Origin of the sequence: Motilimonas eburnea (assembly GCF_021295345.1) — a bacterium.
Taxonomy (GTDB): Bacteria; Pseudomonadota; Gammaproteobacteria; order Enterobacterales; family CBDFNC01; genus Motilimonas; species Motilimonas eburnea.
In genome coordinates, this window is sequence record NZ_JAIMJB010000003.1 from 116,340 (window position 1) to 137,473 (window position 21,134).

Annotated in this window: 26 protein-coding genes; 12 read left to right on the forward strand and 14 right to left on the reverse strand. The window is 47.3% G+C overall.

Going from position 1 to position 21,134, the window contains the following annotated elements:
* Window positions 1–3: 3 nt before the first annotated feature.
* Together can and K6Y21_RS04220 are read right to left on the reverse strand one after the other, a co-directional pair.
* Window positions 4–642 (reverse strand): carbonate dehydratase, encoded by a 639-nt coding sequence (gene can / locus K6Y21_RS04215; protein WP_233070507.1) that lies wholly within the window; start codon window positions 640–642, stop codon window positions 4–6.
* 160 nt (window positions 643–802) lie between these two features.
* Window positions 803–1,003 (reverse strand): hypothetical protein, encoded by a 201-nt coding sequence (locus K6Y21_RS04220; protein WP_233070508.1) that lies wholly within the window; start codon window positions 1,001–1,003, stop codon window positions 803–805.
* A gap of 291 nt (window positions 1,004–1,294) precedes the next feature.
* Here K6Y21_RS04220 and K6Y21_RS04225 point away from each other — a divergent pair, with 291 nt between their 5' ends.
* The 5 genes from K6Y21_RS04225 (at window position 1,295) to K6Y21_RS04245 (ending at window position 4,800) form a co-directional block, all read left to right on the forward strand.
* A complete protein-coding gene (locus tag K6Y21_RS04225) occupies window positions 1,295–2,248 on the forward strand; it encodes a hypothetical protein (RefSeq protein ID WP_233070509.1) in 954 nt (317 codons plus the stop codon).
* A 117-nt stretch (window positions 2,249–2,365) separates the two neighbouring features.
* On the forward strand, window positions 2,366–2,635 hold the full coding sequence (locus tag K6Y21_RS04230) for a GrxA family glutaredoxin (protein ID WP_233070510.1): 270 nt from the start codon (window positions 2,366–2,368) through the stop codon (window positions 2,633–2,635).
* 4 nt (window positions 2,636–2,639) lie between these two features.
* On the forward strand, window positions 2,640–3,611 hold the full coding sequence (locus K6Y21_RS04235; protein WP_233070511.1) for a hydrolase: 972 nt from the start codon (window positions 2,640–2,642) through the stop codon (window positions 3,609–3,611).
* 8 nt (window positions 3,612–3,619) lie between these two features.
* Entirely contained in the window at window positions 3,620–3,859 is a 240-nt protein-coding gene (locus K6Y21_RS04240) for a YheU family protein (RefSeq protein WP_233070512.1), read from the forward strand.
* Window positions 3,860–3,930: 71 nt separating this feature from the next.
* The gene (locus tag K6Y21_RS04245) at window positions 3,931–4,800 is read left to right on the forward strand and encodes a phosphoribulokinase (RefSeq protein ID WP_233070516.1); all 870 of its coding nucleotides are present in this window, start codon (window positions 3,931–3,933) and stop codon (window positions 4,798–4,800) included.
* 53 nt (window positions 4,801–4,853) lie between these two features.
* On the opposite strand, the gene K6Y21_RS04250 is transcribed toward K6Y21_RS04245, so the two are convergent.
* Window positions 4,854–5,255, reverse strand: a complete 402-nt coding sequence (locus K6Y21_RS04250) for an OsmC family protein (protein ID WP_233070518.1) — start codon at window positions 5,253–5,255, stop codon at window positions 4,854–4,856.
* Window positions 5,256–5,494: 239 nt separating this feature from the next.
* Between K6Y21_RS04250 and crp the strand changes: the two genes are divergently transcribed.
* Window positions 5,495–6,133, forward strand: a complete 639-nt coding sequence (gene crp, locus K6Y21_RS04255; RefSeq protein WP_233070520.1) for a cAMP-activated global transcriptional regulator CRP — start codon at window positions 5,495–5,497, stop codon at window positions 6,131–6,133.
* Between the two features lie 118 nt (window positions 6,134–6,251).
* On the opposite strand, the gene rplI is transcribed toward crp, so the two are convergent.
* Genes rplI through rpsF form a run of 4 tightly spaced genes read right to left on the reverse strand, consistent with a single transcriptional unit; the run spans window position 6,252 to window position 7,674 of the window.
* The gene (rplI, locus tag K6Y21_RS04260) at window positions 6,252–6,704 is read right to left on the reverse strand and encodes a 50S ribosomal protein L9 (RefSeq protein ID WP_233070521.1); all 453 of its coding nucleotides are present in this window, start codon (window positions 6,702–6,704) and stop codon (window positions 6,252–6,254) included.
* 14 nt (window positions 6,705–6,718) lie between these two features.
* Window positions 6,719–6,946, reverse strand: coding sequence for a 30S ribosomal protein S18 (rpsR, locus tag K6Y21_RS04265; protein WP_233070522.1), 228 nt, complete (start codon window positions 6,944–6,946; stop codon window positions 6,719–6,721).
* 11 nt (window positions 6,947–6,957) lie between these two features.
* Window positions 6,958–7,266, reverse strand: coding sequence for a primosomal replication protein N (priB, locus tag K6Y21_RS04270; RefSeq protein ID WP_233070523.1), 309 nt, complete (start codon window positions 7,264–7,266; stop codon window positions 6,958–6,960).
* A gap of 3 nt (window positions 7,267–7,269) precedes the next feature.
* Window positions 7,270–7,674 (reverse strand): 30S ribosomal protein S6, encoded by a 405-nt coding sequence (gene rpsF / locus K6Y21_RS04275; RefSeq protein ID WP_233070524.1) that lies wholly within the window; start codon window positions 7,672–7,674, stop codon window positions 7,270–7,272.
* A gap of 210 nt (window positions 7,675–7,884) precedes the next feature.
* Here rpsF and K6Y21_RS04280 point away from each other — a divergent pair, with 210 nt between their 5' ends.
* Complete coding sequence (locus tag K6Y21_RS04280; RefSeq protein ID WP_233070526.1) at window positions 7,885–8,616, forward strand: DUF481 domain-containing protein; 732 nt, start codon at window positions 7,885–7,887, stop codon at window positions 8,614–8,616.
* On the opposite strand, the gene K6Y21_RS04285 is transcribed toward K6Y21_RS04280, so the two are convergent.
* The 4 genes from K6Y21_RS04285 to K6Y21_RS04300 form a co-directional block, all read right to left on the reverse strand.
* A complete protein-coding gene (locus tag K6Y21_RS04285; RefSeq protein WP_233070527.1) occupies window positions 8,594–9,079 on the reverse strand; it encodes a GNAT family N-acetyltransferase in 486 nt (161 codons plus the stop codon). The genes K6Y21_RS04280 and K6Y21_RS04285 overlap by 23 nt on opposite strands.
* A gap of 5 nt (window positions 9,080–9,084) precedes the next feature.
* The gene (rlmB, locus tag K6Y21_RS04290; RefSeq protein WP_233070528.1) at window positions 9,085–9,840 is read right to left on the reverse strand and encodes a 23S rRNA (guanosine(2251)-2'-O)-methyltransferase RlmB; all 756 of its coding nucleotides are present in this window, start codon (window positions 9,838–9,840) and stop codon (window positions 9,085–9,087) included.
* On the reverse strand, window positions 9,837–12,278 hold the full coding sequence (gene rnr / locus K6Y21_RS04295; protein ID WP_233070529.1) for a ribonuclease R: 2,442 nt from the start codon (window positions 12,276–12,278) through the stop codon (window positions 9,837–9,839). The genes rlmB and rnr overlap by 4 nt, the downstream gene beginning before the upstream one ends.
* 284 nt (window positions 12,279–12,562) lie before the next feature.
* The gene (locus K6Y21_RS04300; RefSeq protein WP_233070531.1) at window positions 12,563–13,177 is read right to left on the reverse strand and encodes a tetratricopeptide repeat protein; all 615 of its coding nucleotides are present in this window, start codon (window positions 13,175–13,177) and stop codon (window positions 12,563–12,565) included.
* A 179-nt stretch (window positions 13,178–13,356) separates the two neighbouring features.
* Between K6Y21_RS04300 and K6Y21_RS04305 the strand changes: the two genes are divergently transcribed.
* The gene (locus K6Y21_RS04305; protein ID WP_233070532.1) at window positions 13,357–13,620 is read left to right on the forward strand and encodes a type B 50S ribosomal protein L31; all 264 of its coding nucleotides are present in this window, start codon (window positions 13,357–13,359) and stop codon (window positions 13,618–13,620) included.
* Window positions 13,620–13,766 carry a type B 50S ribosomal protein L36 gene (gene ykgO / locus K6Y21_RS04310; RefSeq protein ID WP_232801476.1) on the forward strand — a complete coding sequence of 49 codons (147 nt, stop codon included), beginning with the start codon at window positions 13,620–13,622 and terminating at the stop codon, window positions 13,764–13,766. The genes K6Y21_RS04305 and ykgO overlap by 1 nt, the downstream gene beginning before the upstream one ends.
* An 89-nt stretch (window positions 13,767–13,855) precedes the next feature.
* Here ykgO and efpL read toward each other — a convergent pair whose 3' ends face one another.
* The 3 genes from efpL to ptsG all read right to left on the reverse strand — a co-directional run bounded on the left by efpL (window position 13,856) and on the right by ptsG (window position 17,491).
* Window positions 13,856–14,422: an elongation factor P-like protein EfpL gene (gene efpL / locus K6Y21_RS04315; protein ID WP_233070533.1), complete on the reverse strand. Its 567-nt coding sequence runs from the start codon at window positions 14,420–14,422 to the stop codon at window positions 13,856–13,858.
* Window positions 14,423–14,530: 108 nt separating this feature from the next.
* Entirely contained in the window at window positions 14,531–15,859 is a 1,329-nt protein-coding gene (locus K6Y21_RS04320) for a DASH family cryptochrome (protein WP_233070534.1), read from the reverse strand.
* A 195-nt stretch (window positions 15,860–16,054) separates the two neighbouring features.
* Complete coding sequence (gene ptsG / locus K6Y21_RS04325; RefSeq protein WP_238486330.1) at window positions 16,055–17,491, reverse strand: glucose-specific PTS transporter subunit IIBC; 1,437 nt, start codon at window positions 17,489–17,491, stop codon at window positions 16,055–16,057.
* Between the two features lie 191 nt (window positions 17,492–17,682).
* Here ptsG and K6Y21_RS04330 point away from each other — a divergent pair, with 191 nt between their 5' ends.
* Genes K6Y21_RS04330 through K6Y21_RS04340 form a run of 3 tightly spaced genes read left to right on the forward strand, consistent with a single transcriptional unit; the run spans window position 17,683 to window position 21,121 of the window.
* Window positions 17,683–18,396, forward strand: coding sequence for a response regulator (locus K6Y21_RS04330; protein ID WP_233070535.1), 714 nt, complete (start codon window positions 17,683–17,685; stop codon window positions 18,394–18,396).
* Window positions 18,386–19,825, forward strand: coding sequence for an ATP-binding protein (locus K6Y21_RS04335; protein WP_233070536.1), 1,440 nt, complete (start codon window positions 18,386–18,388; stop codon window positions 19,823–19,825). Before K6Y21_RS04330 ends, K6Y21_RS04335 begins: the two co-directional genes overlap by 11 nt.
* Window positions 19,826–19,828: 3 nt before the next feature.
* A complete protein-coding gene (locus K6Y21_RS04340; RefSeq protein WP_233070537.1) occupies window positions 19,829–21,121 on the forward strand; it encodes an ABC transporter substrate-binding protein in 1,293 nt (430 codons plus the stop codon).
* The last annotated feature ends 13 nt before the right edge of the window (window positions 21,122–21,134 follow it).

Here is a 21,134-nt window from a genome sequence, read left to right on the forward strand (position 1 = left end):
GACTTAACAGCTATGATCAATCTGATAAATATGATCTAATTGCTCTGCTGACGACACCGCCACATTAAGATCTTTGAGCAGGCCATCCTTAATCGAATAAACAATGCCATGCACCGTCAACGCCTGACCCCGCTGCCATGCATTTTGCACTATGCTGGTATGGCAAACATTAGCGACCTGTTCCATCACATTAAGCTCACATAAGTAATCTACTCGCTGCTCTTGGCTCATGTCGGGATCAAACCTAGCCTGATGCTTTTGGTAAGTATCCTTAATATTACGTAACCAGTAATCAATTAAACCATGAGATGAATTTTCTAAGGCGGTTTTGATGCCGCCGCAGCCATAATGGCCCGTGACAATAATATGTTTCACCTTAAGTACATCCACTGCATATTGGATAACCGACATGCAATTAAGGTCCGTGTGCACCACTAAATTCGCAATGTTACGATGGACAAAAATGTCACCCGGCAAGAGCCCTAATAACTGATTAGCAGGCACTCGGCTGTCCGAACAACCTATCCATAAATATTTAGGGGCCTGCTGCGCGGCGAGGGATTCAAAAAATGCCGGATCTTCGGCTTTGATCTGCTGCGCCCAATCGCTGTTTTGCTGCAACAGCCGTTGTATTTCATTCAAACTCAATTCCTCTGCATCATCTACTGGGCAGCAGTGTTGATTACTTTGTGCTAGCACTTTCGCTAATAAAAGTAATAACCTGCGCCTCCTTTCTACTTGTCAGCATTTTATCGGTTTAGAGTAACGAAACCCTGATGCAAAGCAAATAACAAACTCATGATTAGTGTATTAGCCAAAACACATTTTCTTTACAGCGGATCCAGCAACTACGGCAGATTTGCTGCAATTCAGGCAACCATAACCAAAATAAAACGGCGAGCATCATCAATGTATCGCCGAACCAACCTTCAACCAACAAGCTGATGAGGGTCAAGGTGGCAATGAAAACGCGTTGCAAATGTGAGTCATTGGATAGTGTCATCGTGCTCCCCTCCTTTGCGCTTTTAAGGGAAAGATGCATAACCCATTCCAACAAATTTTCGATTTTTCTAGTATCATAGCCTGCTACATTTATCCAACTGGCGTTTATACTTACGGTTAGCTAACTGGGGTATATTCCTCAAGGTGTCTGCTCAGCGACAATCCCTTGGCGCTTAGACCAAGCCGTCAGGTCTCGGTTCGCTGCATGTTCACCACAGCCCGATATTGCTCGTCGCGCAAAACGGGTTACTAGGCTGCAATAAATGCAATTTGCAGTAATAAGGGGGCGCCAATGAGACAAGGAACGAAAGTGCACAAACTCTACCCGCTGTTGTTGTTGGCAACGATATCAACGTCGCCCCTAGCGGCAGACTCAGAACAAGATGAAAACGAAAGCCTGTGTGAATACGAAAGTCCGCATAACACCATGCTCGACAAAGCCTATGATTATCTCAATACTAAGATGTGTGAGCCCGCCCTTTGGTTTGATGATTTCTTCGTTGATGAGCGGGTGAGTGAAGATGCCAGAGCCGGCACCATGGTACGCTGGTATAACGACTTTAAGTACACCGAAGGCGAAGGCTTTGACTATGAAACCCGCCTCTCTGCTCGGGTACATATTCCCAAGGCAACCAAGCGCCTCAAACTTGTTTTTGATAATGACAGTGATAGCAAGGTAGCCGATTTGTTTCCCGGTAGCTCAGATGACACCAAAAATACCTTGGGCTTGCAGTATGATTGGTTTGTTAAAGGTCGCTCTAGTTTAAATTTTAAAGTGAGTTTGCACCCTGGCATCGAAGCCCGCTATCGTTATATCTATCCCGTCAATGATGCCACCTATGCACGTATCACCCAAAAGGTGTATCAAAAGAAGAAAGAAACCGGCAGTAATACCAGTATTGACTTGGACCATAGGCTAAACCAGAACTTATTAATTCGTTGGAATAACTTCGTTAAATTCTCCACGGAATTTGACGGCTCTGAGCTCGGCACGGGGATCACACTATACCAATACCTGTCCGACAAACGTGCGTTAGCCTATGAAGCCAGTCTGTACGGTAAAACCCAACCTTATCGCTACCTAGCCAATCAACGTCTGGCAGTCCGCTACCGTCAAAACATTCTGCGTAAATGGTTTTTCTATGAAATCACCCCGGCCATCGAATGGCCAAAAGAAGAGTATGAATCGAGACGAGATGAAGCTTCTATCACCCTTAGACTAGAGGTGTTGTTTAATAATATCTAACCCTAACGCTCAGTTTGATAGCTAGTACCTATCAGACTGACTGTTATAAACCAATATCACCTAAGCTGCTTTTGCTCTATGCTATGGCTTAGTTGATAATCACCGAAGGAAATTATTATGTTAGCCGTTATTTTTGGTCGCCCAGGTTGTCCGTATTGTGTTCGCGCTAAAGAAATCGCCGAGACATTAACCGAGTCACGCGACGATTTTAAATTTCGCTATGTTGATATCCAAGCTGAAGGTATCAGCAAAGCCGACTTGGAAAAAACCGTGGGCAAGCCGGTTGAAACCGTGCCACAGATCTTCTTAGATAAAACCCATGTCGGCGGTTGTACTGAGTTCGAAGCATATGCCAAAGAACACTTAGGCCTGTATCAAGAGGGCTAAATGGGTGACCGCTGCGTTGTCCCCATTTTCGGCGCCACTGTGGTGCGCTAATGCGCACCTACAAACCTTGCTCCCCACCTTACTCAAGCGCCAATTTCGCCAGCACCTGCACCAACAAACCATCACCACGCCTGATGGTGACTTTTTAGACCTGATTTGGACAGAGCCCCCCAAGGCTCACTACCCTAAGCCCATCGTGGTGTTGTTTCACGGCTTGGAAGGGTCGTTACACTCGCCTTATGCGCAAGGCATGCTCCACGCCATAAAAAAAGCAGGCTGGATTGGCTGTTTAATGCATTTTCGCGGTTGCAGCGGTCGGCCGAACTTAACCGCGCGCAGTTACCACAGTGGGGAAACCCAAGATGCGCGATTCTTATTAACTTGGTTAAACCAGCATTATCCTGAGCACCCTCTCGTGGCCATCGGATATTCTCTGGGTGGCAATATGCTGCTCAATCTCGTCGCCGAACCAGAGCCTACGGCGCTAAAAGCGGCGGTGTCGGTCTCGGCGCCATTACGTCTTGAGCTTTGTGCAAAAAGACTACAAAAAGGGTTTTCTCGGGTTTATCAGCATCATTTGCTCAGCCGAATGAAGCGCAACTTAGCTAACAAAATACAAACCGGTGCACTGGCTGAGTTTACCTTGCCCCATCCAACCGAAATACAGAACTTTCACGATTTTGATCAGGCTATCACCGCTCCCCTTCATGGCTTTGCCAGTGCCAATGATTATTATCAGCAGTGCAGCGCATTTCATAAGCTCAGTGCGATCCACACCCCAAGCTTACTGATCCACGCTCAGGATGATCCCTTTATGACAACCGCGGTGATCCCAACCGCCGATCAAGTAAGCCAACAGGTTGAGTTGATGATCAGTGAAAAAGGCGGGCATGTCGGCTTTGTCCACGGTAATATACATCAGCCCCAATTTTGGTTGGAGCAAACTATCCCCGTGTGGTTAAATCGATTTATCTAGAGCGCTAAATGATTATTCCTTATCAAGAAATCCAACCCGATACGTTAACCGAGTTAATTGAGCATTTTGTCCTGCGAGAGGGCACGGAATATGGCGAGCAGGACGTAAGCCTAGCCGATAAGGTGGCACAAGTAAGGGCACAGCTTGCGTCAGGGCAGGTGGTTATCGTTTATTCTGAGCTTCATGAGTCGGTCAATATCGTGCCAAAAGAGCAAGTAAGTGCAGAAAATAACAGTTTGATCTGCTAAAGCATTTGCGGTCGGATATTTTTCCCCTAAACTGCTATTCCTATGTCGACTTTTTAGCTTAAGGTGTTTTCATGTCAGCTACGCATCCCATTATCGCGATCACCGGCTCTTCTGGCGCGGGCACATCCACTACAACCTTAGCCTTTGCGCAAATTTTCCGACAACTCGGCATTAAAGCGGCCTTTGTAGAAGGCGACAGTTTCCACCGCTACACCCGCCCTGAAATGGATGTGGCAGTGCGCAAGGCACGTGAGCAAGGTAAACACATTAGTTATTTCGGCCCCCAAGCCAATGACTTTGAACAACTTGAGCATTTTATGAAAGAATATGGCGAAACAGGCACAGGTAAGTTTCGTCGTTACCTGCATACCTTTGATGAAGCCGTGCCGTATAACCAAATGCCTGGTACCTTTACCCCGTGGCAAGAGTTAGAAGACAACACCGACTTGTTGTTTTACGAAGGCTTACACGGTGCGGTGTGCGATGGTGAGGTCAACGTCGCTCAACATGTCGACTTTCTCATCGGCATGGTCCCTATCGTTAACCTAGAATGGATCCAAAAACTGGTACGCGATACCTCAGAGCGTGGCCATTCCCGTGAAGCGGTCACCGATTCCATTGTTCGCTCCATGGATGATTACATTAACTTTATCACGCCGCAATTTTCACGCACCCATATTAACTTTCAGCGCGTTCCTTTGGTGGATACCTCAAACCCATTTAGTGCCAAGAACATTCCTTCTTTAGACGAAAGCTTGTTAGTGATCCGTTTCCGAGGCATTAAAAACATGGACTTCCCTTATCTGTTATCCATGATTGATGGCTCCTATATGTCACGAATGAATACCATCGTCGTGCCTGGGGGTAAAATGGGATTTGCAATGGAGCTGCTATTAACGCCTTTGATCCGACAATTAATGGCAACGGGGAAGATAGCTTAGTTAACTGGTTATCGTGCTCATCAAACTCGATGCTTGATGAGCAGACCTAATAATTAAGGATTAATCACAAAGCTAGCATTGATCTGTGCGGTCGACTCAAGCATTTTTGCTACCGAGCAATACTTATCCATCGAGGCATCAATCGCCTTTGCGACTTCGTTCGCGTCTACACCTTGGCCTGTTAAGGTATAAATCAAATCAATTTGCGTAAATACTTTAGGGGCGGTCTCGGCGCGCTGCGCCTTAACATCCACACTGCAGGCTTCAACCCCTTGTCCGGCTTGCTGTAAATCAGAAACAATATCCACGCTACTGCAGCCAGCAATGGCCATCAGTACTAATTCCATCGGGCTAGCACCCGAAGTGCCACTGTTACCGTCCATCAATACCTGATGACCTTTACTTGATTGCCCGACGAACTGTAATGCTTGTGACCAATCGACTTTTACTTGCATATTCTTCTCACTCAATAGATGACTCAAAAAACGTGACTTATTTCACACCCATGTTCATAACAACATCAATGTAAAAACCTGATCCAGCGCTAATTTTATAACTTTATCATTCAAGACTTGCAGCATAACCACAAGGCTTTTATGCTATCATGCGTTAATTATAAAGCTCACTGCTAATGATGTCTCGCTGCAGGTGCAACAGGATTGAAGCGGTAACATACAGTCATAGAGGAACACATATGGTACTTGGTAAACCTCAAGCAGATCCGACGTTAGAATGGTTTTTGTCGCACTGCCATATCCACAAGTATCCTTCTAAAAGCACATTAATCCACGCTGGTGAAAAAGCTGAAACCCTTTACTACATCGTAAAAGGTTCAGTTGCTGTGTTGATCAAGGATGAAGAAGGCAAAGAAATGATCCTGTCTTACCTGAATCAGGGGGACTTTATGGGTGAATTAGGGTTATTTGACGATTCAGAAAACCCAATCCGCACCGCTTGGATCAGAGCAAAATCACCCTGTGAAGTGGCTGAGATTTCGTACAAGAAATTCCGTCAACTGATTCAAGTAAACCCAGAAATCCTAATGCGTTTATCGTCGCAGATGGGTGCGCGTTTACAAGAAACCAGCCAAAAAGTGGGCGACCTAGCCTTCTTAGACGTCACCGGCCGTATTGCTCAAACGCTGCTTAGCCTAGCGAAGCAACCTGATGCAATGACTCACCCAGACGGCATGCAAATCAAGATCACCCGTCAAGAAATCGGTCAAATCGTGGGTTGTTCACGCGAAACCGTGGGTCGTATTTTGAAGATGCTAGAAGAGCAAAACCTTATCTCTGCGCACGGTAAAACTATCGTGGTATTTGGTACGCGTTAATCTAAGCATGCACTATCTAAAAAACGAGGCAAGTTTGCCTCGTTTTTTTATGCCCGAAATATTTTCAAGGCACAAAAAAACCGGCCTAAGCCGGTTTTCAAGAGTAAGCAATTAATGCTTATTCTGCAGCAACAACTGAAACTTTAACCGTTGCAGTTACATCGCTGTGAACTTGGATAGCGATGTCGTATTCGCCAGTGTTACGTAGAACACCTTCTGGAAGACGAACTTCGCTCTTCGCTACTTCTACGCCAGCTGCAGAAACTGCATCAGCGATATCACGAGTACCGATTGAACCAAATAGTTTACCTTCGTCGCCCGCTTTAGAAGCAATGACGATCGCTTCTAGTGCATTTAGCTTCTCACCACGTTGCTCAGCAGCACTTAGGTCTGCAGCAATTTTCGCTTCAAGCTCAGCACGACGTGCTTCGAATTTTTCTGTGTTTGCTTTGTTAGCAGGAACCGCTTTACCTTGTGGGAAAAGGAAGTTACGAGCGTAACCAGCTTTAACAGAAACGGTGTCACCTAAAGTACCTAGGTTAGCCACTTTATCTAATAGAATAATATCCATGTCTACTTCCCCTCTTACTGATGTAGGTCAGTGTATGGTAAAAGAGACAGGTAGCGTGCGCGCTTGATAGCACGAGCTAGCTGACGTTGGTATTTTGCACGTGTGCCAGTGATACGGCTAGGTACAATTTTACCACTTTCAGTGATGTAGTTTTTTAGCGTAGCTACATCTTTATAATCAATTTCGCTCACGCCTTCAGCAGTGAAACGACAGAACTTACGACGACGGAAATAACGTGCCATTTGCCTGATCCTTAAATAATTTTCTCAATGTACTGAGCATGTAAAACCAATTCACCAACACCACTTCGGGTTTTATGGCTAGCAAGAAATCCACTTGCTTTAATTTTACTGCCCTTCTCTATTTGATTTGAAATCTGTGTTGCCATCTCACCCGCTACCACGATGGGCATAATGCAAAAGCATTGGCGAATAAAGTTAGCTTCTGTTTGCCGCGATTCATGTTTCAGCTTAAATTTGCAATGAACAATACCCGCTGGACTTTTCGTCAACTTAGGAGAGCTAATTAACTCACCACTGAGTTGCAAACAGTTTTCTGACACAAATTACTCTTCGCTAGCAGCCTGTTCAGCTTCTTCCGCTACTGGAGCAGACTCTACAGCTGGACGAGAATCACGTGATTGACGCTCTTCTTTAGCTTTCGCCATTGGAGAAACTTCAGTGATCGCAGCTTTAGTACGCATGATCATGTTACGGATCACAGCATCGTTGAAACGGAAAGCAGTTTCCAATTCGTCGATTACAGCTTGTTCAGCTTCTACGTTTAATAGAACGTAGTGTGCTTTGTGTAGCTTGTTGATTGGGTAAGCCAATTGGCGACGGCCCCAATCTTCTAGACGGTGAATAGTACCGCCATTGTCGGTGATCATCGCGCTGTAACGCTCGATCATGCCGTTAACTTGTTCACTCTGGTCAGGGTGAACCATAAATACGATTTCGTAATGACGCATTTACTTGATCCTTACGGGTTTAATCAGCCTCTGTGTGCGGCTCAGTCGGGTACCGTCAGAAGCAAGGAACAAAAGGTGATGACTGATTTAAGGCCGCAGATTATACAGTTCAAGTTCATCTGACACAAGGGAAATAATCGGCCATCACGCTAGCCTTTTTTTTACGGCTAAAGGCTTCTAAAATAGAAAAAAAACCACCATAGGTCATTTATGCGCGCTCTTTTATTCGCTTCTCTCTGTTGCACCTCAGCGCACGCTATCGTGCCCCCTGAGTACCAAGACCCCATTGAGCCATGGCAATCATCTATCGAATTTGGTTGGAACTATGATAAAAGCAATAAAACAACCAGCGCACTCAATAGCGTATTGGCGATTGAGTACGATGCCGACCAAGCCCTAAGTGGTTTTATCAAATACAGCTTTGACTATGCCAGTAGCGACAAGGAGCCCTTCACCCGTAAAAGTCGTACCCAGTTCCAAGCCGACTACGCCTTCGCCAAAAAAGATTATGCCTTTATTCGTACCGATTTAAAGCGCCATAAATACGCCAGTTTTGCCAAGGAATTCACTTACTCTACCGGTTATGGTCGAACCTTTATCGACCAAAAAAAGCAGCGGCTCAGTATCGAAGTTGGCCCAGGCTATCGTTACGCGAAACCTCAAGAAGACAGCTCAGATAACGAACGCATAGAAGAAGGGATCATTCGTAGCGTGATGAAGTTCCGCCATTCATTTCACGATAAGCTGACATTTTATCTCGACACCTCATTAGAAACAGGGCAAAAAAATACCATTTCATTAATCGATGCCAAGTTCGAAAACAAGATCCTAGATGATTTATCGCTGGTGTTAAACTTTAGCCACAGCTACACCCAAAATGTACCCAAGGATACCGAGAACCACGAATTCTCCAACAAGGTTAATCTGCGTTATTTGTTTTAGACCAAAGCATGCCTTGATGAGGAATACCGTCTTCCAGGTAGCCCGCCCCGTGAGGGGTAAAGCCATGTTGATGGTAATATTCCACTAAATGCGTTTGCGCACTGAGATATAAAGGCGGAGAAAAGTATTGCTCGGCAAGCTTCACCGCACGTTGCATTAATTGATGGCCTAAACCTTGGCCTCGTTCACTTGCGGCGACTATCACCCGACCAATCGACGGCTGCGGATAAGCAGTATTTGGGGGCAGAATACGTAAATAGGCAACCAGACTGTCGCTGTGTTGCTCATTGCGCCAGAGGCATAAATGCAGGGTTTGCGGATGACAATCTAACCCATCCAAGTCTTGATAGGGGCAGTTTTGCTCAACCACAAAAATAGCCATGCGCAGCGCGGCGATTTGATACCACTGCTGCGCACTCAGCTGCTGAAAATGGCATGCTTGCCAATTAAATTCAGCCACCATCGGGGTTACTTAACTTGGTAATCGCCGCGCTGGCGCACCACTTCAAACAAGCAAATACCCGTTGCCACCGACACGTTTAGGCTAGACACCGCGCCCGCCATTGGCAAACTAATTAGCTCGTCACAATGCTCGCGCGTTAAACGGCGCAAACCGGCACCTTCTGCGCCCATCACTAAGCCAACCGAGCCCGTCAATTTGGTTTCATAGATACTTTGGGTGGCTTCACCCGCGGCACCATAAAGCCACACGCCCGCTTCTTGTAGTTCACGTAAGGTACGCGCCAAGTTGGTCACTTGAATCAAAGGCACGCTTTCTGCTGCGCCACAAGCCACCTTGCGTACAATCGGCGTTAAACTTGCCGACTTATCCTTTGGCACCACCACGGCATGCACGCCCGCCGCATCGGCACTACGTAAACAAGCGCCTAGGTTATGCGGGTCGGTGACGCCATCTAAAATCAAGAGGAACACCGCCCCGTCATTGGCTTTTAATATGTCATCCAAATCCGCTTCATTCAGTACCGGCGCAGGCTTCACTCTGGCAATAATGCCCTGATGCTGACCACCTTGGGATTTATCGTCCAAGGCTTTGCGCTGCATAAATTGCACCGACACACCCATTTTTTGTAGGCTGCTAATAAGAGGCAACATGCGATCGTCTTGGCGCCCTTTAAGGGCATAAACCTCAATAATACGCTCAGGATTGCTTTCTAATGTGGCCGCAACGGCATGAATGCCGTAGATTAATTCTGATTTACTCATTTCGCTTTCTTCACTTTTTTCTTATTTTTTGCCGGCCGTTTCGATTTCTTAACGGTTTTTTTCTTCTTAGGTTTGCCAAACTCTAGCTCACCAGCGCGGCCTTTGCCTTTACGCTTTTTGCCTCGCCCCTCGGGTTGCAAGTCTTGCTTGCTGCGCTTCGACTCGGTTTGCTTGCTGTCATTACCAATCAGCCTATCGACATCTGTCACGCGAGCGGGTTTGGCCTTACGACCCGAGCGACGACGCCCGCCCTCTTCTCCGGCTAATTCAAAGTCAATTTTCTTATCGTCTAAATTAACCGAGAGTACTTTAACCGTGAGGGTATCACCAATTCTAAACACACGCCCGGTGCGCTCGCCCTGCATCACTTGTCGTCCGGCATCATACTGATAATAATCACCGGGTAAAGAGGTGACGTGCACTAAGCCATCAATATGCAAATCATTGAGGCGCACGAAAAAGCCAAAGTTGGTCACCGCGGCAATCGTACCAACCATTTCATCGCCGACATGATCTTGCATGTATTCACATTTCAGCGCATCGGCGACATCTCGGGTCGCATCATCGGCCCGACGCTCGGTCATCGAACATTGCTCGCCTAGTATAGGCATGTCATCGGCGAGGTAATGATAACCACCTGTATCGGTCCAACGGTGCCCCGGATTCTTCACTTCTTTCACCAACTGATACTTAATGGCGCGATGCAGAATCAAATCGGGATACCGGCGGATCGGCGAGGTAAAGTGCGCGTATTCTTTAAGGGCTAAGCCAAAGTGACCGACGTTTTCATCTTGATACACGGCTTGCTTCATTGAACGTAGCAACATGGTTTGAATCAACTCGGCATCGGGGCGGTCATGAATTTGATCGGCTAAATCCGCATAATCGCGCGGCGCAGGCTCCATGCCACCGCGTAGCTCTAGGCCAAGCTCAGCAAGGAAGCTTCTAAAACCATTGAGCTTTTCTTCGCCGGGACGTTCGTGCACCCGAAACAGGGCATGTGCTTCCATTTTTTCGATATATCGCGCGGCCGCCACATTGGCTTGGATCATACATTCTTCGATGATCTTATGGGCATCGTTGCGCACCAACGGCACTATCTGCTCAATCTTACGCTGTGAATTGAAAATAAAGCGGGTTTCTTGGGTTTCAAACTCCATGCCGCCGCGAATATGACGGGCTTTTTTCAGGGCATGGTACATGGTGTGCAACTCATGCAAGTGTTTAACATGGCTCGCATATTGCTCACGCAGGGCTTCATCGCCATCCAAAATACTCGCGACCTTGGTATAGGTAAAACGCGCATGAGAGTTCATCACGGCTTCATAAAACTTATAACCAGACAAACGCCCCGCCGCTGAAACGGTCATTTCACAGACCATACACAAGCGGTCGACTTGAGGGTTGAGCGAACACAAACCATTAGACAGTTTTTCCGGCAACATGGGCACCACTTGATCGGGGAAATACACCGAGTTGCCGCGATTTAATGCTTCCTTGTCTAAGATGCTGCCATGGCGCACGTAATAGCTCACATCGGCAATGGCCACCCATAGGCGCCAACCTCCCGATGGTTTCTTCTCACAATACACGGCATCATCAAAGTCGCGGGCATCCTCACCATCTATGGTGATCAAAGGTAATTTGCGTAAATCTACACGACCTTCTTTCGCATGCTCTGGCACCGTATCACCAAAGGCTTGCAGCTCTTTATCGATGCCATTGGGCCAAGAGTGAGGAATGTCATGGGTACGCAATGCGATTTCTACTTCCATCCCCGGCGCCATATTCTGACCCAAAATTTCAATCACTTTACCTATGGCATTAACACGAATGCGCGGGCGCGTGGTGATTTCGGTGACCACCACCTGGCCATGACGCGCACCATTTCTGGCATCGGTGGGCACAATGATATCTTGGGCAATGCGGCTATCATCGGGCACCACAAAGCCCACTCCATCCTCAAGAAAAAACCGCCCTACGACCTGAATCGGCTTATCGTCGAGCACTCGGATCAAACGCGCTTCGGTGCGTCCTTTGGCATCCACTTTAACTGGCTGAACCAACACATAATCGCCATGAAATAAGGACATCATTTGCTTCGGCGGTAAAAATAAATCCACCCCGCCCTCGTCAGGCTTAACAAAGCCAAAGCCATCTTTATGACCTATCACCTTGCCTTTCACTAGCTCCAGCTTGTCCGGCAGGGCGTAGCTGGCATTGCGGCAATACACCAACTGACCATCTCGCTCCATCGCCTTCAAACGACGTCGCAGTGCGATGTAATCGTCATCGGTTTTAAGTTCAAGCATTTCAAAAAGGGTATCGCGGGTCGCAGGTTTGCCTAACTTTTCCAATAAGTTAAGAATAAATTCACGGCTAGGGATGGGCTTATCGTACTTTTGCGCCTCACGCGCTTGGTGTGGGTCATTTGACATCGGTATTTCTCCTCAACGGAATACTGCCAGTATATCCAAATCCCTTGTTTATTGTAGGAAATTTCTCGTTGTTCAGGATTGGATAAATGGCAAGAAAATAAAAAAAAATATTATCAGGATAAATGCCCTAGCAACGACTAACCTTTAAAGAGTAGAGCATAGGTATATTCATTCCTTATTGAGGGAGCAGGACGCTCCCTATTTTTTTGGCCGTAACACTCCGTTTACGGCCGGCTCCTTTCACAAGTTCAACCTTTCATGAGTTAAACCTTTCACGATTTAAACTATGGAGCAATACGTTTGGCGCGGGCAACCACGTTGGCAGGCATTTTTTGACTCAACTGACTTAACAACCGCGCAGCTTGGCGATGGGTTTTCTGGTCGGCAATGATGGCATGATGTAGCAAACGATAAGCCTCTTCATAATCTTTTGGGCTTCCCTCTCCTTGTACCAATAATTGTGCCCACTGCAACTGTGCAGGCAAAAAGCCCAAACCGGCTGATTCTCTTAACAAGGGGAGCGCACGCGCTATATCCCGCTGTACTAAAATGCCTTTAGTATAATATCGCCCTAGCTGTTCCAACGCCGCTGGCAAGCCTTGATTTGCCGCTTCCCACATGTAGTAAACGCCGAGCTCAGGGTCTTTTTCAACACACACGCCCCAAGCCAGCATATCTCCCCATAGAAATTGATAGGCAGGCTCTCGCACTTTCTCGGCATGAGCTTCAATGTCTTGCACCAACTGACACTCATCTTTTTTCACTTGTGCCAGGTGTTGGTTTTTATTGATCAGGACTATCAGCTCATCTTGGGTATATAGCTGAACCACTTCATAGTTTTCCGCAGCATGAACCGCGGTGATAGTACAGCAAAATAAACCTAATAAATACTTATACATAAATAATCCTTATCGTCTTAACCAAGTATATCGGCATGATTTTGACTATCTTGACCTCAAAACAACCAAAGTACGTCTCTTAGCAAAACTAAGCAAACAACGATCCAAAAATAATTATTGATAATCATTATCAATTGCATTAGTGTTACAATATAACATCACAACCTTAAGCGAGACCCATGCAAGCAAATATCCACCCAGAATATGACTACGTTATCTTTCACGATACTTCAGCCAATCACTCCTTTTTGATCCGGTCCACCTATAAAAGCGATCAGACCATGGAGTGGCACGACGGCAAGCACTACCCCGTTTGTTACTTAGATACGTCCAGTGAGTCGCATCCTTTCTATACCGGCAAGCAAAGCTTAGTGAAGTCTGAGGGTCGTATTGCCAAATTTAACAATCGCTTTGGTTTCACCAAAACCAATAAGGAAAAATAATGCAGGTACTGAGTTCTCTGAAATCCGCCAAGCAACGTCATCGCGATTGTCAAATCGTGAAAAGACGCGGACGTTTGTATGTCATTTGTAAGAGTAACCCAAGATTTAAAGCGGTACAGGGTGGCACCAAAAAACGTAAGGGATAAATATCAAGAAAGAGGTTTACCGCATCATTAGCGGTAAACCTAAGAGGCTGAGTTCAAGCTCATACCATTATGCACGCATTATGCACGCATTATGCACGACTGGTAAACTTACGCTCTTCAACGTTGATTTTAATCTTGTCGCCTTGTGCTATGTGCTCAGGCACTTGCACCACTAACCCCGTAGACAAGGTTGCAGGCTTAGTTCGCGCCGTTGCCGAACCGCCTTTCAGAGACGGCTCCGTCTCCACAATCACCAGCTCTACGCTACTCGGTAGATCAATGGCGACTGGCGCATCATTGACGATGATCGCTTGTACACCTTGAGTGTCTTCATTGATAAAAAGAAGTTCATCAGCAATCGCTTCTTTGTTAAAGCTGTATGACGTGTAGTCTTCGCTATCCATAAACACATACTCGTCACCATCTGAATAAGAGAAAGTAACAGGGCGACGAGTTAAGTCTGCCAACGTCAGCATTTCAGAATCCTTGAAAGACTGATCCACTTTATGGTTTGTACCTACGCTGTACATGCGCATACGGTAAATACTGCCACCAGCACGGCCTTGCGGTACCGAGCGCTCAATGTCACGCACTATGTAAGCCTCGCCATTGAATTCAATGGCCATGTTTTTTTTGATTTCACTTGCCTTTGGCATGTTATCTACTCCTCAATAATATTTGCCGGCTATCTTAATTCAGGATTTGTCCTCTAGGGTACTTTTTTGTGCGTCAAAGCAAGCATTTTTCAGCGCTCAGTTCACAACTTAGCAAGGCCAATCGGCAGCATCGATAGAATCCAGCGGCAACTGCCCAGCGTCACCTTGCCAACGAGCAACAAAATCCCCCAAGGGATCATAGTGCTCCGTTTGTTTGGCGACATTAAAATGACGCCCCCCGCGCGGATCCACTCCCACTCCAGCAATATACTGCCAGTTACCCCAGTTGGCCGCGACGTCATGATCCGCCAATTGTTGTTGAAAATACGCCGCGCCATAGCGCCAATCAACACCCAGCTCGTTGACTAAACAACTGGCAACTATTTGTCGCCCTCGATTTGACATATAGCCCGTTTGATTAAGTTGCTTCATACAAGCATTCACCAATGGAAAAGGCGTTTGCCCCTGACACCATTGGATGAAGCGACCAGAGTAATAACTGGTTAACGGCGGTTTTGTCGCCAGCCCCTGAAAGCGGTATAAATCCGCTTTGATATGCAAGGCCAGCCACTGGAAATACTCACGCCACCAAAGCTCAAAACCTAACCAATAGGTAGAATCATTAGCGCCAAATTCACTCTCATACCCCTTTATCTGCTGCCAAACCTGTCTAGGAGACACATTTCCAAGGGCCAAAAAATGGCTCAATTTGCTCGAATTTTGCCAGCCATCCAGCTCGTTGCGCGTTTGCTTATAACGGGCTGGCGCACCCGAACGAAAGTAGCGCTGCATGTGTGCGATAGCACTTAACTCTCCCCCCTCTAGAAGCCTTTGCTCACAAGCCCCCTCGCCATAGTTTGCTAACCCCATCCAGCCTTGCTTAGCCTGTTCGCGATTAACCAAGCTAGTAGGTAATGCGGTTAACTCGAAATGATAAGGCGGTCGAGGTAACAAGGGGGTCTTTTCAATCACTTTGCGAAATCGCGAAAATGACCCTAATGTCTCGGAGGTCATGTTGAGCTGCGACAATGAAAACAGCGTACTATCCCAACAAGAAATATACTCAAGTCCAGGCAAGGTTTGCTGTATTTGGCGCCATAATTGCTGCTCAAACAAGCCAACTTGTTCACCATGCCCAACCACATCCACCTGCCACTGCTGCGCTAATTGAGGGATAACTTGCTCGGGCTTGCCATGCACAACAAGCAATTCATGACCATGGGGGTGTAATTGATCTCTGAGTTGCTGCAAAGACTCACAAATTAACCGCCAGCGCTGTTCCCCCACCCATTTGTGGTGGTAATTAGTGGATGCAAACCAACGCGGATCAACCACATACACTAAGCCTAAGGCGTCAACTTGCTGCGCAAATTGAGCTAACGTTCGATTATCCTGTAGCCTTAAATCTTGACCAAACCAAAATAGCCCGCTTTTCATTAACCCCTCTCAAATTATTCGCGACAGAGTCAATAAATCGATACGTTTCATAGTCAGAAAAGTTCAACCTATGGGCGGGAAGTTTAAAGCAGGCAAGAAGTATAAAAAAGCAGGCCGCGGGGCCTGCAAATGGAAAGGTAACGCTGTTATTGGCTCAAGGTTAAGCCACAAGGGTGCCAGACATCCGCCTCAGGACTAAGATATCGCCAACACATCCCCAATCTCGGTTTTAATGTTGTCTGATTGGGTACCAAAGATGGCTTGTAGGTTATCGCCGACCACAACCACTTCACGAGCCCCAAGTGCTTTGATCCGCGCGATATCGACCTTATCAATATCAGCCACACTGACGCGTAACCTTGTGATACACGCATCGATATTTTTAATATTGCCTTTACCGCCCATGGCGCTGACTAAGTTAGTTGCTAACTCAGAGCCAACCACGACGGCAGCTTGTTCGGCTTCAGCCTCTTCGCGACCCGGCGTTTTTAGGTCGAACTTAGTGATCACCACACGGAACAGCACGTAATAAAACGCTGCCCATAGCGGCCCAATAATTAAGAACAACCATGCCTTAGTTGAAAGGGGTAAGAATAAGAAGAAATCGATGGCGCCGTGTGCAAAGGACTGACCATGCTGAATTTCTAAAAAGTTAGTGATAGCAAAGCCGATGCCGGTTAAGAACGCATGGATCACATAGAGCACGGGCGCAACAAACAAGAAGGCAAATTCCACAGGCTCGGTAATGCCCGTTAACCAAGACGTTAATGCCGCTGAAAACATCAAACCACCGACAATGGCTTTTTTCTCTGGCTTAGCACAGTGATAAATAGCCAAGGCCGCCCCCGGCAATGCCCACATGGTGTACATAAAGCCGCCACCTAGATGTCCCGCCGTTGGGTCGCCAGCAAAAAAGCGTGCCACCTCGCCCGTAATTACTTTACCGGTTTCAGGATCGGTATAACTGCCCACCTCAAAGAAAAACGGGGCGTTCCAGATATGATGCAGCCCTAATGGTAATAGAGCGCGCTCACCAAAACCGTAAATGCCCCATGCAAGAATCGGGTTTTGATAAGCGGTCCAATGGGAAAATGAATCGATCATCGCCCCTACTGGCGGCCAAACAAAGGCCATGATAATACCGACAACAATTGCAGCCAACCCCGTCACGATAGGCACAAACCGCTTACCGGCAAAAAAACCCAAATATTCTGGCAATTTAATGCGGTAAAAACGGTTAAACATATAGCCAGCGACCGCCCCCATAATGATGCCGCCGAAGATCCCCGTTTGCAGTGTGGTGATACCTAAAACGGTCGTGGTCTCCAACCCTTTTAGCTTGGCCGCGACACCTAAGGTCGCCAGCATGATGCCCAAGCCCACGGTTCCTGCTAACGCTGCCACCCCATCATTTTTGGTAAACCCAAGCGCCACACCAATGGCAAACAACAGCGGCATAAAACCAAATACGGCTTCGCCCGATTGCGCCATAATTTGGCTTACCGCTGCGGGCATCCAACTAAAGTTCGCTGAGCCTATCCCCAACAATAAGCCTGCCACTGGCAACACCGAAACCGGTAGCATCAGTGAGCGCCCTACCTTTTGTAACTGACCAAATGTATGACTGATCATATCCCTTCTCCCTGCCCAATTAGGCCCTGTAATGTACGTTAGTATTTTGCATCTACAGTCTACGAAGTTTTAATTCGGCCAAGGTGACATAGGGAAAGCACTTTGTAAGCAAACGCTTACAAAAGGAAGCGTGCCATGGCAGCACAATTTCAGTAAACTGATTCTAAGGCAACAAGGGCTAAAGAGGGACGATGCCTACCAGCACAACAAAAACCTTATTGGTCGTCGATGACAACGCTGAACTGCGTGATGCCTTGTCTGACTATTTAGGCAATGCCGGTTTCAATATTCTCACCGCCGCCGATGGCAGTGAAATGCGTGAATGTTTACTTCATCACAACCCAGATCTCATTATCCTAGATGTGATGCTACCGGGAGAAGACGGATTTAGCTTATGTAGCTGGCTAAGGCGTAGCTCAAGTGTGCCCATCATTATGCTGACCGCGGTAGCCGAGGAAGCCGACCGCGTCGTGGGATTAGAAATTGGTGCCGATGACTATATGACAAAATCTTTTAGCCCACGTGAATTACTCGCCAGGATCAAAGCTCAATTACGCCGCGCCCAATTCAATGCAGGGTTAAACCAAGCCCGCTATATTAGCTTTGCCCATTGGCGGCTCGATACCCTCACCCGCCAGTTACTCGACGAGCAAGGTAACATCAACCAACTCTCCGGTGCCGATTACAGCTTATTGCATTTGTTTTTACGCCATGCCAATCAACTGCTCGATCGCGATCAAATCAGCGCAACCATCAAGGGCCGAGAAGCCATGCCCCTAGAGCGCGGTATCGATGTGCAAATCAGTCGATTACGCCAGCACCTTCACGATCATGATCGTAGCTTGATCAAAACCGTTCGCGGCCAAGGTTACATGCTCAATGCCGAGGCGGTGCATGAAGTTTAACCAACCTAGGCTATTAAACACCTTAGTGGTGCGCTTACTGACCACCTTACTACTGGTGATCATCAGTGCTCAGCTGCTCACCGCCCTTATCTTGTATCGCCAAAGCGCCGCCAAACAAGATCAAGGCTTAATCAGTACCGTCAACAGCTTGGCCCTAAGCGCAGCCAGTACCGTGGCATTTTTTAGCTCACTGCCACTGGAATATCGCCACCTCACCTTAAATCAATTACGCAAAATGGGCGGTTCGCGTTTTTTTGTTTCCCTCAACAATCATGAGATAGCCATTGAACCTTTGGCCGATAGCCGACGCAAAACAATGGTACTAGATGAAGTGCGAAACGTGCTTAATCAAGAGCTAAGTAACAAGCCCAATATCACCCTAGAGTTTACCGACCGTGACAAGTTGCGCGTATTTAATACCGAAGTGAAACTCGATGAGGTGCCTCAGATATGGGCTAACTATAGCCTCTCACTGGGCGATTTAAATCCGCCAATCTTAGTCATGCAAATTGAAATTTCCCCCACCGAATGGCTTTATCTCGCCGCCATATTGCCAGCCCCGTTTGTGTTACTCGACACGCCCTTTATGGACAGCAAACAATGGTACTTTATGGGCTTATCCTGCTTACTCTTAATATTTTTCACTTGGCTGGTGGTACGTCGAGAAACCCGCCCCATCGCAAAACTCGCCAGTGCAGCCCAAGCCATGACAGAGCAGCTGGATACCCCTCAATTGGCCGAACAAGGCAGTGAAGAAATCGTCACCGCCACTCGCGCTTTTAATAAAATGAGCTTGCGGATCAAAAATTACCTGCGCGATCGCGACATGCTTTTTAGCGCGATTTCTCATGACTTAAAAACCCCGATTGCCTGCTTGCGCCTGCGCACCGAAATGCTCGACGACGAAGCCACCCGTAACAAGTTTTCAGGCGCCCTCAACGAGCTCGATTTTATGGTCAAGGGAGCGCTGCAATGCATTCGTGATACGGATTTACACGAAGATATCGAGCCTGTGGATATCAACCTGATCCTACAACAATGCATTGAGCTCTACGGACGCTATGACAAACAAGTGGTGTTAACCGGACAAGCCCAAAAACAATACCTAGGCAAACCCTTAGCCCTTAAACGTATGCTGAGCAACCTAGTAGAAAATGGCATCAAATACGGTAAGCGGGTCGAAATCAGCATTAGCGAACAACAACAGGAATTACACATCCAATTGCGTGACTACGGCGAAGGGATCCCCTTATCTCAGCAGCAACAAGTCTTCGAGCCATATTTTCGGCTCAGTAAACAAAAACAAGAAGGCACCGGATTGGGCTTAACTATCGCTCGCAGCATCGCCCGCAGCCACGGTGGTGACATCACCTTAAGCAATCACCCCGAGCAAGGGTTGGTCGTTAGCCTCAGTTTACCGGAGCACTAAGTTATGACGTTCAATCCATTACCCTTGTTTTGTCTCGGTTTCATCATGGCGGTGGTTAATGCCCAAGCTAGCACACCATTAAGTCAACAACACACCCAACCCGAAGTAGAAGTATTACATTGGTGGACAAGTAAAGGTGAACAACGGGCCGCCGCCGCATTAAAACAAGCAGTCAACAATAACGGCATGGTGTGGAAAGACTTTGCCGTGCGAGGGGGCGGCGGTGAAAGTGCCATGACCGTACTGCAAGCTCGCGCTATTGCTGGCAACCCGCCCACCATGGCGCAAATTGAAGGCCCAGCCATCGAAGCCTGGGCGCGGTTAGGTTTTTTAACCGACCTTGAATCCATCGCACAGCAACAGCAATGGCAACAAAGCCTGCCCGATATCGCCTTAAAGGTAAATCGCTATCGTGGGCATTTTGTCGCTATTCCCCTCACCTTGCATCGCATTAATTGGATGTGGCTTAACAAACAGGTATTTACTCAGCTTAATTTAGCCGTGCCACACACTTGGCCTGAGTTTATGCACACAGCAGCCATCATTAAGCAAGCAGGGATAACGCCCCTCGCCATAGGTCATGAGCCTTGGCAAGTGGCCATGATTTTTGAAATGATGAGCCTAGGTTTGCACGGCGCAGAGCATTACCGACAGTTATTAGTGGAACTCAACCCCGATGCCATCACCAGCACCAAAACCTTAGCCAGCTTGAAAATGTTTCGCCAGCTCGCCCAGCTTGTCGGGCCAAAGCAAAATATACAAGAGTGGCCTCAGGTCACATCCGACCTCGCTCAAGGCAAGGCCGCCATGCAATTGTTAGGCGATTGGGTAAAAGGTGAACTCAGTGCCCTAGGCTATCAAGCTGATGTGGATTATCTTTGCGCTCCTGCCCCCGGTACACAAGATGGCTTTATCTACAACATGGACAGCTTTGTGCTGTTTAGCCAAAACAGCGCGCATCCACAGCAAGTCAGCCAAACCATGGCTAACTTACTGATGGATAAAACCCTGCAAAGCCAGTTCAATCAGCTAAAAGGGTCACTGCCGGCCCGCCAAGATGTCGACCTAACGGGGTTTGACAGTTGTAGCCTCAAAGCCAAACAAGCCTTTGATAAAGCTAAGGCCAACAACAACTTGGTGCCCAGTCTCATTGACTCCATGGCGCTACCCGAGCAGCAGCAAAACGAGATCATCCAACTGCTGCATCGATACTTCTATCAAAGTGAAATTACACCAGAGCAAGTCGTGCAGCAGCTATTGAATATACAAAAGCGCCTAGGCCAAGATGGCTTTTAAACGGGAATGGTAA